The organism is Pseudomonas sp. 2822-17 (assembly GCF_002742485.1).
In the GTDB taxonomy this organism is placed as follows: domain Bacteria; phylum Pseudomonadota; class Gammaproteobacteria; order Pseudomonadales; family Pseudomonadaceae; genus Aquipseudomonas; species Aquipseudomonas cyclaminis.
The window spans coordinates 1-15130 of record NZ_LJRZ01000421.1 but is presented as its reverse complement, the minus strand read 5'-3'; the positions used below and the strand labels follow the sequence as shown (position 1 = coordinate 15130).

At 59.8% G+C, this 15130-nt stretch carries 11 protein-coding genes; 4 read left to right on the top strand and 7 right to left on the bottom strand.

Translation table 11 applies throughout. From position 1 onward, the window contains the following. Window positions 1–36 precede the first annotated feature (36 nt). Complete coding sequence (rsmI, locus tag AOA60_RS13970; RefSeq protein ID WP_160385005.1) at window positions 37–942, bottom strand: 16S rRNA (cytidine(1402)-2'-O)-methyltransferase; 906 nt, start codon at window positions 940–942, stop codon at window positions 37–39. A 187-nt stretch (window positions 943–1129) separates the two neighbouring features. On the opposite strand from rsmI, the gene AOA60_RS13965 reads away from it, so the two are divergent. From AOA60_RS13965 to AOA60_RS13950, 4 genes are all read left to right on the top strand, one after another. Beyond that, entirely contained in the window at window positions 1130–2941 is a 1812-nt protein-coding gene (locus AOA60_RS13965) for a penicillin-binding protein activator (protein ID WP_099584909.1), read from the top strand. Next, on the top strand, window positions 2941–3312 hold the full coding sequence (locus tag AOA60_RS13960) for a YraN family protein (RefSeq protein WP_099584908.1): 372 nt from the start codon (window positions 2941–2943) through the stop codon (window positions 3310–3312). The genes AOA60_RS13965 and AOA60_RS13960 overlap by 1 nt, the downstream gene beginning before the upstream one ends. A 92-nt stretch (window positions 3313–3404) precedes the next feature. Continuing rightward, entirely contained in the window at window positions 3405–3998 is a 594-nt protein-coding gene (locus tag AOA60_RS13955) for a phosphoheptose isomerase (RefSeq protein ID WP_007904374.1), read from the top strand. Next, entirely contained in the window at window positions 3995–4576 is a 582-nt protein-coding gene (locus AOA60_RS13950) for a BON domain-containing protein (RefSeq protein ID WP_032886311.1), read from the top strand. Before AOA60_RS13955 ends, AOA60_RS13950 begins: the two co-directional genes overlap by 4 nt. A gap of 66 nt (window positions 4577–4642) precedes the next feature. On the opposite strand, the gene AOA60_RS13945 is transcribed toward AOA60_RS13950, so the two are convergent. From AOA60_RS13945 to AOA60_RS13920, 6 genes are all read right to left on the bottom strand, one after another. Continuing rightward, on the bottom strand, window positions 4643–5407 hold the full coding sequence (locus AOA60_RS13945; RefSeq protein WP_099584907.1) for an OmpA family protein: 765 nt from the start codon (window positions 5405–5407) through the stop codon (window positions 4643–4645). Between the two features lie 199 nt (window positions 5408–5606). Beyond that, the gene (locus AOA60_RS13940) at window positions 5607–6251 is read right to left on the bottom strand and encodes an MBL fold metallo-hydrolase (RefSeq protein WP_099584906.1); all 645 of its coding nucleotides are present in this window, start codon (window positions 6249–6251) and stop codon (window positions 5607–5609) included. A 93-nt stretch (window positions 6252–6344) separates the two neighbouring features. Beyond that, window positions 6345–9074 (bottom strand): LuxR C-terminal-related transcriptional regulator, encoded by a 2730-nt coding sequence (locus AOA60_RS13935; protein WP_099584905.1) that lies wholly within the window; start codon window positions 9072–9074, stop codon window positions 6345–6347. A 242-nt stretch (window positions 9075–9316) separates the two neighbouring features. Continuing rightward, window positions 9317–10681 carry a DUF1329 domain-containing protein gene (locus tag AOA60_RS13930; RefSeq protein WP_099584904.1) on the bottom strand — a complete coding sequence of 455 codons (1365 nt, stop codon included), beginning with the start codon at window positions 10679–10681 and terminating at the stop codon, window positions 9317–9319. A gap of 30 nt (window positions 10682–10711) precedes the next feature. Next, window positions 10712–12586 (bottom strand): DUF1302 domain-containing protein, encoded by a 1875-nt coding sequence (locus AOA60_RS13925; RefSeq protein WP_099584903.1) that lies wholly within the window; start codon window positions 12584–12586, stop codon window positions 10712–10714. 331 nt (window positions 12587–12917) lie between these two features. Further along, a complete protein-coding gene (locus AOA60_RS13920) occupies window positions 12918–14600 on the bottom strand; it encodes a fatty acid--CoA ligase (RefSeq protein WP_099584902.1) in 1683 nt (560 codons plus the stop codon). Window positions 14601–15130: the final 530 nt, after the last annotated feature.

Genomic DNA, 15130 nt, shown 5'->3' with positions numbered 1-15130 from the left:
ATCACGTTCAGACGAGATACAGCTATAACCCCGGAACTATTCAGCTTTTTGTTTATCCAGCGCGACTTGATACAACACGTTCTTGCGTAAGCCGGTGATTTCCGCCGCCAAGGCTGCGGCACGCTTGAGGGGCATTTCCTTGAGCAGCAGGTCCAGGATACGCATGGCCTCGCTGCCGACTGCATCTTCGGCTTCCGGCGCCGTCCAGCCCGCCACCAGAACAACACACTCGCCGCGCTGCTGATTGCTGTCACCTTCGACAAACGCGCGCAGTTCCTCCAGCGGCAGCCCCTTGAGGGTTTCGAAGGTTTTGGTCAGTTCACGGGCCAGCAATGCCAGGCGCGCGCCGCCAAACACCAATTCCATATCCTGCAGACATTCAAGGATGCGGTGCGGCGCTTCGTAGAAGATCAGCGTCCGTGGCTCTTCCTTTACCGCCTCAAGGCGCGCACGCCGCCCCACCGCCTTGGCCGGCAGGAAACCCTCGAAGATGAAGCGGTCCGAAGGCAGGCCTGCCGCCGACAATGCAGCAATCAGCGCGCACGCCCCCGGAACAGGCACTACATTGATACCAGCGGCCCGCGCCTGGCGAACCAAGTGGTAACCCGGATCGGAAATCAGCGGCGTGCCCGCGTCGGAGATCAGCGCCACATCGTCACCGGCCAGCAGGCGTACGATAAAGCGGCTGCCCTCTTCGCGTTCGTTATGCTCGTGGCACGCGGCTAATGGCGTGCTGATACCAAAATGCTGCATCAACCGTTGGGAGTGCCGCGTGTCTTCCGCCGCGATCAATTTAACCTCGCGCAACACTTTCAGCGCCCGGGCACTGATGTCGTCCAGGTTGCCAATGGGCGTCGCCACGACAAAAAGCGAGCCTGCAGTGGAATTCAAAGGACCTGGAGCAGTCAAAACGCACACCTCGATGGTTGGCAAAAGCCACATTGTAGCGCGTAGACGCCTTGAAAATATGCCATCACGGCCGACGCCTTTTCAGCCGCCGATTGCCAACGGCAGCCCAATAGCAACATTTGCACGACCTAAATCGACGGTTTCACGCCAGTAACATCGCGCCTGGGCCAGTGCTTGGGTACAATTCCACGCTAATTTGATCGGTATCAGGAACACTTACATGATCGCTTGCCTGCGGCTGCTCTCCGCCCTCTGCCTCGCTGCCTTACTGGCGGCTTGCGCCAGCTCGCCCTCGTCCAGCCTTGGCGAACTTCCACGGACCCCGGATGCCAGTATCGAGCAACTGCTCGAACAGGCCACCACCGCCAAGACGCCAGAAAAGGCCGCATTGCTGCGCCTGAGTGCGGCAGACATGGCCTACAAACAGAACAATCCCGGCCGCTCATCGCAGATTCTTGCACAAGTACCCCTGGATACCCTCAAGCCAGCCGCACAAGTATTTGCCAGCACACTGGCCGCCGAACTGGCCATGGCGCGCAACCAGCCCAAAGCCGCGCTGACGGCCTTGAACCACCCAAGCCTGCAAAGCCTGAAGGATCTGCCGACCGAACAGCAGATCCGCACCGGTACCGTGCATGCCCGCGCTTACGAAGCCGATGGCCAGACCCTCGCCGCTGCCCGCGAGAGGGTCGCGATGGCGCCACTGCTGACTGGCGAGGCCGCCAACAGTAATCACGAAGCCATCTGGACGCTGATTGCCGCACTGCCGGCCGAACAGCTGCAAGCCAGCGGCACCCCGATCCTGGACGGCTGGATCTCCCTGGCCCAGGCGGTCAAGGGCGCCGGTACGCTGGAGCAACAACAGGCGGCTATCGACACCTGGCGTGCGCAGAATCCGGGCCACCCGGCCGCCGTGCAGCTGCCTACGCCGCTGACCAAACTCAAGGAACTGGCGAGCCAACCCCTGAACAAGATCGCCCTGCTGCTGCCGCAAGAAGGCCCGCTGGCCTCCGTCGGCAAGGCGTTGCGTGAAGGCTTCATGGCGGCTCACTACCAGGCTGAACAAGCCGGCCAGAAGCCGCCGGTGATCGAGTTCTATGACAGCTCGCGCCTGACCTCCATCGACGACTTCTACGCCAAGGCCCAGGCCGCCGGCGTGCAATTGGTTGTCGGCCCACTGGAGAAGCCGCTGGTCAAACAGCTCAGTGCGCGCCCGCAACTGCCGATCACCACCCTGGCGCTGAACTACAGCGAAACCGATCAAGGCCATGCGCAATTGTTCCAGTTCGGGCTGGCCGCTGAAGACGAAGCCCGCGAAGTGTCGCGCCGTGCCCGCGCCGACGGCCTGCATCGCGCAGCCGCGATGGTGCCGCGTGGCGAATGGGGTGAGCGCGTCTACAAGGCGTTCCGCCAGGACTGGGAAGCCAATGGCGGCACCGTTATGGGTGTCGAGTATGTCGACCAGCCGGTCGCCCTGGCCCAGCAGATTGCCGATCTGTTCCAACTGCGTAAAAGCGAAGGCCGCGCCAAGAGCCTGCAAAGTACCGTGGGCACCGACGTAGCGGCACAACCGTCGCGTCGCCAGGACATCGAGTTCATCTTCCTGGCCGTCACCCCGCAGTTGGCCCAGCAGATCAAGCCGACCCTGAACTTCCAGTACGCCGGCGATGTGCCGGTCTACGCAACGTCCCACGTGTTCAGCGCCAGCGGTGACCGCAACCAGTATCTGGACATGACCAACGTCATGTTCTGCGAAACACCTTGGCTGCTCAACACCACCGATCCGCTGCGTAACCAGGTTGCTGCACAATGGCCGCAAGCCAATGGCAGCCTTGGTCGCCTGTATGCAATGGGCGTCGACGCCTACCGCCTCGCACCACGCCTGGGCCAGCTCAAGGCGCTGCCAGATACACGGGTTGACGGTCTTTCGGGCAACCTGGGTATCAGCGCCAACCAGCGCGTCGATCGCCAGATGCCTTGGGCCAAGTTCGTCGGTGGCGAGGTCCAACGCCTGCCGGACACACCGCGCTGATGCCCGAGCGGACCAGCGCGCAATGCGGCAAGGATGCCGAACTTCAAGCTCTGCAACACTTGCAGCAACAGGGTCTGCGCCTGCTGGCGCAGAACTGGTTGTGTAAACGCGGCGAGCTTGATCTGGTCATGCTTGACGGCGATACAGTAGTATTCGTCGAAGTCCGCTACAGAAAACACGCACAATGGGGTGGCGCGCTCGCCAGTATCGACGGGCGCAAGCGTCAGAAGCTGATACTCGCCGCGCAGTTTTTCCTGCAAAAAGAGCATCGGTGGGCCGACGCCCCCTGCCGTTTCGACGTGGTTGCCATAGAAAGCACACCGTCTGGCAAGGCTGATCTGAACTGGCTCAAAGATGCCTTCGACAGCTGACTCACCGGACATCTTCACCACACACTTTTGCTCTTTGCTTTGCGGGCTGCACATTCCTGTGCCAAACAGCCGCGCTACTTAAGGTCACACAGATGGACATGCAATCCCGAATTCGCCAGCTTTTCCAGGCCAGCATCGACACCAAGCAACAGGCGATGGACGTACTTGCACCGCACATCGAGCAAGCCAGTCAGGTCATGGTCAATGCCTTGCTAAACGAGGGCAAAATGCTTTCGTGCGGCAACGGCGGTTCGGCTGGCGATGCCCAGCATTTCTCGTCCGAGCTGCTCAACCGCTTCGAGCGTGAGCGTCCGAGCCTGCCGGCTATCGCCTTGACGACCGATTCGTCGACGATCACCTCGATTGCCAACGACTACAGCTACAACGAAATCTTCTCCAAGCAGATCCGCGCCCTGGGCCAACCGGGCGATGTCCTGCTGGCGATTTCCACCAGCGGCAACTCGGCGAATATTATTCAAGCGATCCAGGCCGCACATGATCGCGAAATGATTGTCGTAGCATTGACCGGACGCGATGGCGGCGGCATGGCCTCGCTGCTGCTGCCCGAAGATGTTGAAATTCGCGTCCCGGCCAATGTCACCGCACGTATTCAGGAAGTCCACCTGCTGGCGATCCACTGCCTGTGCGATCTGATCGACAGCCAACTGTTTGGGAGTGAAGAATGACCGTTAACCGCCTCGGCCTCTTGGCCATTACGCTGTGCCTCGGCATCAGCGGCTGCAGCACGGCGATCACTGCAACACGTGACACCCCTATTCAGGATGACAAGGGCACGCGCACCTTCGGCAGCAAGATCGACGACTCGTTGATCGAAACCAAGGTGGAAGTCAACGTCGCCAAAGCCGCCACGGATCTGGGCAACGGTGCGTCTCGCATCGTCGTCACCAGCTTTAACGGTGTCGTACTGCTCGCCGGTCAAACCCCGCGGGCCGATCTCAAGGCTCAAGCAGAACAAGCAGCCGCCTCGGTTCAGCGGGTCAAGAAGGTCCACAACGAATTGCAGGTCATGGACCCTATCACCCTGCTGGCCATCAGCAACGACGCGCTGCTGACCACCAAGATCAAGGCACAGATGCTGACCGACAACGCGATCCCTGGCTCGCGGATCAAGGTCGTGACAGACAACGGCATCGTGTACCTGATGGGCTTGCTGACACAGGCAGAAGCCACCCGAGCCTCCAACCTGGTACAGGGTGTATCCGGCGTGCAGAAAATCGTGAAGGTGTTCGAATACATCGACTGATGTAACCGACAGGCACAAAAAAGGGCGCCGTGCATTGATTGCACGGCGCCCTTTTTATTTCGCTGTTTACTGGTACTGCTGGTACGGGTTGCCCTGGAACTGGTTGTTTTGTTGAGGCGCCTGCTGCTGACCGCCGTATTGCTGACCTGGAATTGGCCCAAGGTTGACCTCTACGCGACGGTTCTGGGCACGGCCATTGACGTCGGCGTTACTAGCAATCGGGTTATCAGGGCCGGCACCTCGTGCGCTCAGGTTGGCGCCGTTGACGCCTTGGGAGGTCAGGTAGTTGGCCACGCTCTGCGCACGACGCTGGGACAGGTCCATGTTCAGCTGGCGGCTACCGGTACTGTCGGTGTAGCCCACGATCTGGATGGTGTTCTGGTTGAACTGCTTGAGGGAGTTGGCCAGGTTGTTCAGCGGCTGATAGAAGCTGCTGGAGATCGCGTCCGAGTTGGTGGCAAAGGTGATGTTGCCCGGCATGATCAGCTTGATCTGATCGCCTTGACGCTGCACTTCAACCCCGGTGTTGGCCATGCTCTCGCGCAGTTTCTTTTCCTGTTGGTCGGCGTAGTAGCCGTAACCCGCTGCGCCAGCACCTGCAACCACCGCACCGATCAGTGCGCCCTTGCCACGGTTGTTATGGTCGATGGCAGCACCGGCCAATGCACCGGCCAGAGCACCAAGGCCGCCGTACTTGGCGGTTTTGCTCATACCGCTGGATTCATTATTCGCCTGTCCCTGGCTGCTGCCGTCATAAGGATTAGGTGAAGCGCAGCCGGATAACAGGGCTACGGCGGTGGCGACAACAAGCAGACGACGCGGAGTGAACATGAAGAGAGCTCCTACTTTTGCATTCTGTGGTGCAGAGGACATTGGCAATGGACCAGTGCCGAGTTTTGAACACGACAAATGGCAAAAATTCCGTGACCACTCGCGCAGCTGTAACAAAAGGTTAGCCACATTACCGCTATAGAAAACGTAGCAGATCTCAGCTGAACGCGACCTGCGTTTTTGCTACAACAGATTGCCCTCAAGCCCGCACAAATGGATTCTCGCGCATCTCCTCGCCCAAGCGCGTATCCGGCCCGTGACCGGTGACCACCGTGGCGCCCTCGTCCAGCGTGTAAAGCCGCTGTTTGATCGAGCGCACGATAGTGGCCTGGTCCCCACCCCACAAATCCGTGCGCCCCACGCCACGCCGGAAAAGCGTGTCGCCGGCGATCAGCAGCTTGGCATCAGCAAACCAGAAACTCATCGACCCCGGCGTGTGACCCGGCGTATGCAAGGCTACGCCGCAGCCGCAGGCCAATTCTTCGTCATCTTCCAGCCACCGGTCCGGCGACGGCACCGGGGTATAAGGCACGCGAAACATCTGGCACTGCATTTCCAGGTTGTCCCACAGGAACTGATCTTCCTTGTGCAGGTGCAACGTGGCGCCGGTTTTCTCTTTCAGCTGGCCGGATGCCAGGAAGTGATCGAGGTGGGCGTGAGTGTGGATGATGCTCACAACCTTGAGGCCCAGCGCATCGAGGCGCGCCAGGATCAGCTCGTGGTTGCCGCCGGGGTCGACCACGATGGCTTTTTTGGTGATGGGATCGCCGATGATGGTGCAGTTGCATTGCAGGGGCCCGACGGGGAAGGTTTCGCGGATGAGCGCGGGCGTTGTGGGTTCCATGGGCAGTCCTCGGGTGCAAATCAAATAGCGCTGAAGTAAACGCACTATTAAAACAGAAGGGGAGCGCTTGCCGCTCCAGCGCGAGTAAACACGCTAGCCAATCAACCTAAGCTCCTGCGCCCGCGCCACCGCCTGGGTGCGTCGCTCCACGCCAAGCTTGCTGTTGATGTGGCTGGCGTGGGTCTTGACGGTGTGCAGTGAGATAAACAGCCGGTTGCTGATTTCCTGGTTGGAGCAGCCTTGGGCAATGAGTTGCAACACGGCCAGTTCCCGGGCGCTCAGGGCCTCATGGTTAGGTGACACGTCAGCCGCCACAACGACGGGCAGCAGCACCACAAGGCTCTGATTCAGCACGCCCTGGGGATCCTTGCCAAGTTGCTCGCGCATCCAGTCCGGGTGGTTTTCCAGCAGCCTCTGGAAAGGTTGCAACGCTCCTCCGGCACCGGCCTCAAGCGCTCGCGCCAATACCGGCCGCGCCTTGGCTTCCTGACCGCCGTCCAGCAGCAACTGTGCCTGCTGGGTAAGCGCCATCAAGGCAATCATCTGGCGCCCACTGTCATGGGCCTGTTGCGCCAGTGCGTCGAGCCGTTGCAATGCGGCCTCGGGCTGATGGCGGATGGCATCGAGGGCGGCTTGTTGCAGCCCGATATGTTGCGGCAAATGCGGGTGGAATTCCGGCGCAGCGGCAGCCTGCTCGCCATTGTAGGTCTGCCCCAGCCGCGTCAACCAGGCGTCGGCCAGGTCGGTGCGGCCCTGGGCCAGCCACAGCTCGCATTTGATCAGGGTGATCATCGCCAGGTAGTAGATGGGCGGCACGTCCCAGATATGCATCAAACGTTCGGCCTCGGCGAGCTCGGCGAAGGCTTTGGAGAAGTCATTGCGCCGCCCTTCGAAGCTGGCGATCACGCAATGGCCGATCAGGACGCTGATGTCGCGACAGGCGCGCGCCTCCGCCAGGCCTGCGCGCAGATGGGCGATACCGGCTTCCGGCTGATTGCGCACCAACAGCAGATAACCTTCGTACAACGACAAACGCGCACGTACCGCGTAAAGCCGCTGCGGCGCCAGCCCGTGCAAACGTTGCAGGCCCTGGCGTACTTCATCAAGAGCCCGCAGGATTTCGCCGCGTGCTTGCAATACCCGCGCACGATCGTAATGGGCCAAGGCTTCAAACAACGGGTTGCCGACGCGCTGCGCCAACTCCAGTGATTCGCGGTTCAGCCCACGGGCGCGCCACAAGTCACCATTGGCAATCGCCAGATTGGACAGCGTCGACAGGCACACCAGACGTTGCCCGTAACGCCGTTGCGGCAGACTTTCCAAGGCCTCGCTGCAATAACGCTCAGTCAACTCACGGTCACCCCGGCCACGGGCGATAATCCCGCTCAGCGCCAGCCACTGGGCCAGCATCGACTTTTGCGCCGTGGCCGACGGAGCGGGCAGGAAGCGACTGAGGTAGCCGGACAGTTCTTCCGCAGCATCCAACTGACAGGCCAATCCCAGTGCCCAGCTGTACAGCACGATCAAACGCGGTGTGCTGATCAACAGACTGTCGGGCAAGTCCATTTTCCAGCGCAGCAACATGCCGACATTCTGCTCAGCCAGCAGCTGCTCTTCGGACAGGTTCTGCACCAGGCTGGCCGCAACGTCCAGGTGCCCGGCGCGTAACGCCTGCTCTACCGCCTCGTCGATCAAGCCTTGGCCGTTGAACCAGCGGCAAGCGCGCAGGTGCAGGCTGGCGGCCGGCAGTACATTGCTGCTCGCACGGCGGGTGCGCAGCAGGTCGGAGAATAAATGATGATAGCGGTACCAATGGCCCTGCTCGTCCAAGGGCACCAGGAAAACCTGGTGGGCTTGCAGGTAACGCAGGATCTCGGCGCTGTCATGGGCCTCGCGCACGGCGTCGCACAATTCGCTGCAGAAACGATCCTGGGGGGCCGTATCGAACAGGAACGCCTGCACTTCGGGCGGCAGGCAGTCGATCACCTCTTCCAGCAAATAGTCGCGGATCAGCCCTTCCCCACCGTGCAGGTTTTGCGGCAAGGCGCCTTCGTTGCCAGCTTCGGAAGCCGCCAGCAGCCAGAAGCGCAGTCCCGCCACCCAGCCTTCGCTGCGACGGATCAGGTTGTCGAGGGCCTCACCGCTCAGGGAACTGCTGTGGCGATCCAACAGCGCCTGGGATTCGGCATGGGTCAGGCGCAGGTCTTGCTCGTGCAACTCCAACAGGTGCCGCGACAGGCGCAAGCGTGCCAGATGCCAGTCAGGGCGCTGGCGACTGGTGACCAGTACCACCAGGCCATCAGGCAGATGATTGAGGAAAAATTGCAGACAGCGGTCCAGCACCGGGCCCTGGGCCAGGTGATAGTCGTCCAGCACCAGCAGCAACGGCGCCCGCGTGGACAGATGGACCGCCAGCTCATCAAGCAAGCCATCCAGCCATTCTTCAAAGGCAAAAGGTTGGTGACGCTGGCGCATTTTCAGCAGGCCCAGGGATTGGGCGCCGAGTGCGGGGAAGTACTGCTGCAACCCTTCGAGCAGACGCTCAAGGAAGCGTCCTGGGTCGTTGTCCCGAGGGTTCAGGCCCAGCCACAGGCTTTGCCAGTGGGATGGCAGGCTCTGGCAGAATTCCACCGCCAACGAACTCTTGCCGAAACCCGCCGGGGCGCTGACCAACAGCAACCGCCCGTCGAGGCCGGCGCTCAGCCGTTCACACAGGCGTGGGCGCAGCACGTAGCCGTCAGGCAGCGGAGGCCTGTAGAAGCGACCTTCCAGGGTCGGGATTACCACACTGGCAGGCCCATGGATTCGGGACAGATCAGTCATCGCCGGGCTCTTGTAGAAGGCTGTTGTCGGCATTGCAGATGTCCGCAGACTAGCGGTAAAAGCAGCAGGTTTGTAGATCTTTGCAACATTTGCCTGAAAAAGAACTGCGACAAAAAATATCGCCACAAACAAAAAGTGGGAGGGGGCTTGCTCCCGATGGCGGTGGGTCAGTCAATGCCTAGGCTGACTGTCACACTGCTATCGGGGGCAAGCCCCCTCCCACATTGGGTTACAGCTGCAGCTTAGCGAACACCGTCCTGGCGCAAAGCCGCTGGGGTGAAGTCGCTGGTGGTGGCGGTGAAGCCGAAGTCATACGCCTGCTTCTCTTCGTTCTTCATGCCCAGGGCCAAGTAGCGGCCGGACTGCAGGTCGTAGAGGGTTTCCAGGGCGTACCACGGTACTTGTTTGTCGTAGTAGTTCTCGGCATGGGCTTCGGCGACGCGCCACAGTTGGCCACGGCCATCGTAGTGATCGATCACCGCAGCTTGCCAGGTGTCTTCGTCGATGAAGAAGTCACGCTTGGCATAGATATGGCGCTGGCCTTCCTTCAAGGTGGCGACCACGTGCCAGACGCGGCGCAGCTCGTAGCGTGTCAGGTCCTGGTTGATGTGGCCAGCCTTGATGATGTCGGCGTACTTGAGCTTCGGATCATCGATCTTGTAGCTGTTGGAGGCGATGTAGATTTCTTTCTTGCCCTCCAGCTTCCAGTCGTAGCGATCCGGAGCACCGTTGTACATATCGAGGTTGTCGGAGGTACGCAGGCCATCGGCTGCGGTGCCTGGTCCGTCATAGGACACTTGTGGCGCGCGGCGCACACGGCGCTGGCCGGCGTTGTAGACCCACGCCGAACGCGGTTCCTTCACCTGGTCCAGGGTTTCGTGCACCAGCAGCACACCACCGGCCAGGCGTGCTGGCGCGGTCACTTGCTGCTTGAAGTAGAACAGCACGTTGCCTGGGTTTTTCGGGTCGAAGTCCTTCATCTTGTCGCGGAACACGAACTGGTCGCGGAAGTACACCAGGCTGTAGGAACCGTTGGTTTGCGGCGTGGCCTGGGTTACCAGGCGGGTCACGCTGCCACCGCGATAACGGGTGATGTGGTTCCAGATAACCTCGACGCCCGTTTTCGGAATCGGGAACGGCACGGCCGTTTCGAAGTTCTCAAGGCCGTTGCCGCCGGACACCAGGTTGGTGGTGGTGGCGTTCTTCTTGATGGAGTCGAACACCGCCGCCGGCACGGTGGCGCCACGATGGGTCGGGTAGACCGGCATCTTGAAGGTTTCCGGGTAACGCTTGAACATCGCGTACTGCCCCGGTGCCAGCTTGTCTTTGTACTGCTCGACGTTTTGCGCGGTGATGGTGAATTGCGGCTGTTCACTGGCGTAAGGGTTGGCCAGGAAACCTTTAGAATCCACAGCCCCCGCATTGGTCGGCAGTGGCGACCATTTCGGGATGGTGCCGGCCGCGTTACCGGCCATTTCAGCGCCCATCGGGGTCAGGCTGGTGCCCAGCTTGGCGGCTTCATCCGCCGACACTGCCGCCATGACGTTGCTCGCCAGGATCGACAGTCCAAGCACACCCACGTGCAACAGACTTTTGGTTATTTTCATGTTCTGGTTCTTCCTGAAAATACAGTGTGCTTAGAAGTTCGCGCCGAAGCTCAGGGCGACGAAGTCGCGGTCATTCGACGTGTTGAAGTCGCCACCAAAGAAGTTGGTGTAGGCAAGACTCGCCGTGTAGGTATTCTGGTATTCAGCGTCCAACCCCAGGCTCACCGCCTTACGACCCTCTTCAAAGTTGCCGCCAGGACCTGGCGAGTAACCACTCACGTCATGGGACCACGCCACGTTAGGCTTGAGGTTCACCCCTGCGAAGACATCCGGGTACTCCCAGATTGCGCGGCCACGGTAGCCCCAGGAAGTGGACGTGGTGAAACCGTCGTTATTGCAATTTGCAGTACGGTTACTGCCGTCGGCGCCAGCACCAGCCCCAGTGATCGTGCCGGTGTTAAGCGCTGCACACAGGGCACCTTGTCCAGGACCATAAACGGGGTCACGCCCGTAACGTGCCTTGTCACGGCTTTCCAGGCCACCTACGTGAGTCACACCCACTTCGCCAACCAACGTCAGGCGGCTTGCCCCCATGACCTGATCGAAAAAGTGCGTAAAGGTTGTCTGGAACTGAGTGATTTCCTTACGACGGTAGCCATTCAGATCCGTGTCGGCAGCCCCTTTAAGCGGAGAAGCTGCACCCAGGCCGATCAACGGCGTGACGCCCGCATAGAGAATGTCGGTTGTGTTGAGCTGCACCGGAGCGTTTGGCCGGTAGCTGAGTTCTCCGCTCCAGGCTGTGCCGGTAGGTAACGTTGTGGAGAAGCTCAAACCATAAAGGCGGATATCCTCGGGGTACTCGACGAAGTAGCTGGAGTTACCCGCGACAATAAGCGGACGAAGACCCGCCGCTGGCGTAGGTGTCAGAGAGTTGGCCGCTGCATAAGTCGCAGCCGACGCCCCCCGAGCACTGAAAATCGGAGCCCGGCTGTGATAATTCATGAAGTAGGCGCCGAACTCGGTGTCCAACGGCTCGTAGTTATAGTGAAACGCCACGCCGAATTGACCGCTGTCGCGGGCATCGCGATCCGGTCCACGCTTGACCAGCACGCCTTCTTCGTTGACGTTGACCCCAAAGTTATTCAGCAGCGGCAACGCGCCGGGCTGAGTCGCGAGGAACGAACGCTTGCTGAGCAGTCGGAGGTTATCGGTACAGCCATCGGAAATAACATCAGGCTGCGAGAAGAACGTCCCGCAGTTATCCGTAACGGTCTGGTCCCATTCCAACTGATAAAAAGCTTCCGCCGACAAGTTATCGGTCAGGGTTTGCGACACATAGAACATGTTGACCGGAATCAAGCCTTCCTTGATTTCTGCACCCGGACGACGGAATGCGGACACATCAATTGGGTTAACGGAGTTGATGCCGCCGCCAATGAAGGTGCTTTCACCCCAGCTAACGACTTGCTTACCGAACCGCACGTTGCCGGGCTGATCGGCAATGGAATAGTTGTGGTAGATAAACGCATCGAGTATCTGCCCACCGGAAGACTTGGCGCCCTCTTTGCGATTGTTATCGCTGATGTCCTTGAACTCGCGGCTCTCGTCCTTGAGTTCGAAGTCGTACCAGTACTTGCCACGCACAAACACACCGGTATCGCCGTACTTCAGCTCCAGGTCATGAATCCCCTTGAAGATCTTCGAGAACGTTTCGCCACGTTTGAAGTTCAAGTGACCGTCATCGGAGGTCTGGGACAACCCCTTGCCACCGTTGTTGACGCCGATAAGATCCCGGTCAGGCTTGGCCGTCGACCAGCTCGCACCCACGGAAAGAGACGAGTCAAAACTCCCTTCGATTTCACCGATATTGAAACTGACGCCGAATGCGGGCCCGGCGAGCGTAGAGGCGAGGCTGACGGCCAATGGCAATCTTGCCCGGCGCCAGAACTGGTTTACTGAGGTCATCGACGCTACTCCATGTGCATTATTGTTATGGCAGTGAGTTCTTTTGTGATGCTTGTAACGGCCGGAATACAACGATTCCAATGCCGCCCTGGCAACTGAACCTCCATGGCCCGAAGCGACGCATCCTTGAAAAACTCTGAGTAGGACTATAGCCAGCAGGGGGTACCGCTTGATCCCTCTAAAGTGTGATTCGCATCACCGACCCGTCTGCCACAGCCCTTTCGCCATGTCGGCAAAGGCCGACGCGGAGAGGATGGCTGAAAATCGGAAAATCACAAGTAGAGGCGCAAGATAGAGCATTGCCGTGCCCGAACGGGCACGGCGAGGGGCATCAGAGAGTGGACAGGAAGGTACTGTTGTTGGCCTGCCATTCGATGATGTCGATACGGATACGTTTTTTATCGAGTTTGCCGACACTGGTCTTGGGAATTTCAGTAACAACGGCGATCTGGCTTGGAATCGCCCACTTGCTCAAATGGCCCAATTCGACAAAAGGCTTGAGGTGTTCCTTGAGCTCGCGGGCCCCTATCATATGGCCATCATGCACCACCAACAGCGCAAACGGGCGCTCGCCCCACTGCGGATCGGCGATGCCCACCACCGCTACTTCGCGTACCGCCGGGTGACGGCTGACCAGGTCTTCGAGGGCCAGTGAGGAGATCCACTCGCCGCCGGTCTTGATCACGTCCTTGATGCGGTCGCGGATATCGATCACACCAAATGCATCCAGCGTGGCCACGTCCCCGGTGTGCATCCAGCCGCCAGCCCACAGCTCGGCGCCCTTCTGCGGCTCGTTGAAATAACCTTCGCTGAGCCACGGCGCACGCAACACCAACTCGCCCTGGGACTCGCCGTCGGCAGGCAGGAAGTTGCCCTCAGTGTCCATGATCGCTGCTTCCACCAACGGTCCAGGCACGCCGGCTTTAATGCGATAGGTGATGCGCTCGTCTTCGCTGCCGGCCAGCAGCTCTTCGTTGAGATGGGCGCAGGACACCAGCGGGCCAGTCTCGGACATGCCGTACGCGGCGGTCAGTTGAATCCCGCGCGCCTTCGCCGCCTCATACAGCGAGCGATTGAGCGCGCTGCCGCCGATGACGATTTTCCAGCCGGCAAAATCCACGCCTTGGGCGGCCTTGGCGTTGAGCACCATTTGCAGGATGGTCGGCACGCAGTGGGAGAAGGTGACCTTTTCCTTGCGCCACAGCTCCACCAGGTATTCCGGGTCGTAGCGGCCAGGGTAAACCTGCTTCAGGCCAAGCATGGTCGCCACATACGGCAGGCCCCAGGCGTGCACGTGAAACATCGGCGTGATCGGCATGTACACGTCGTTGGTGCCCAGCAGGCGCACGCTGTCGATGCTGCCCATGATGGTCGCCACGCCGATGGTGTGCAGTACCAGTTGGCGATGGGTGAAATACACGCCCTTGGGATTGCCGGTGGTGCCGGTGGTGTAGAAGGTGGTCGCGACAGAATGCTCGTCGAAATCCTCGAAGTCATACTTGGGGCTGGCGGCGGCGAGCAGGGTTTCGTACTCGCCCACCAGATTCGGCAGCTCGGCAGTCTTTGATTCGCCATCAGTGAGCAGCAGAGTCTTGTCGACGGTAGTGAGCTGCCCGGCGATGGCCTGGTACAGGCCCACGAACTCACTGTTGACCAGCACAAAGCGGTCTTCGGCGTGATTCATGGTGTAGAGAATTTGCTCCGGCGACAGGCGCACGTTGATGGTGTGGATCACCGCGCCGATCATCGGGATGGCGAACATGCATTCCAGGTAGCGATGGCTGTCCCAGTCCATCACTGCCACGGTGTCACCGGCCTTGACCCCGGCTTCGGTCAGCACATTGGCCAGGCGTGCGACCCGTTCGATCAAGGTCGGGTAGGTGTAGCGCAGCTTGTCGCGATAGACGATTTCCCGGGTCTTTTCGTAGCGAGCACCGGACATCAGCAGGCGCTTGATCAACAGTGGATATTGGTACGCACCTTCGGCGGGGGGAATAACACGGGTCTGCAACATACGAATCCCTTTTATGACTGCACGGTCTTGGCTGAACGATCTGCACTGTAGAGCGCTTATGTTTCAGCCAAATCAGCCAAAGGAATGATTTGCAGAGGGGGGAGAATACTGGCTTTGAGCCAGTATTCGCTTTGCCAACTGAGCAAAAAGTATCAGGAAGCAACCTTCACTAAAAGGCGAACCTTCCGACATTCGCCACGGATAGCAACTCTTTACTCTCTGTGACTTCGCCAATCCAGGGACTTATGGATGTCTCTGGGTTGCCCTATTGCAGACATCGAGTGAAGCACCATGGCGAATTTGTTTTCTCGTCTATTTGATCTCTTCGGCCCTGGTAGGGAAGAGCCGATTTACGTGTCGGACCCTCCGACGCGGCAGACGTCCCCGGCTCCGTCTCAACCGTTTGCGCAGTCACGTGACGGCGCACTGACTCCACTGAAAAACTGGAGCCATCCCTTCAAGAGCAAGAGCAATCCATTACTGCAAGTGACCCAAATGGCCAAGGCAGCCGCGGGTTACTACCCATTGGG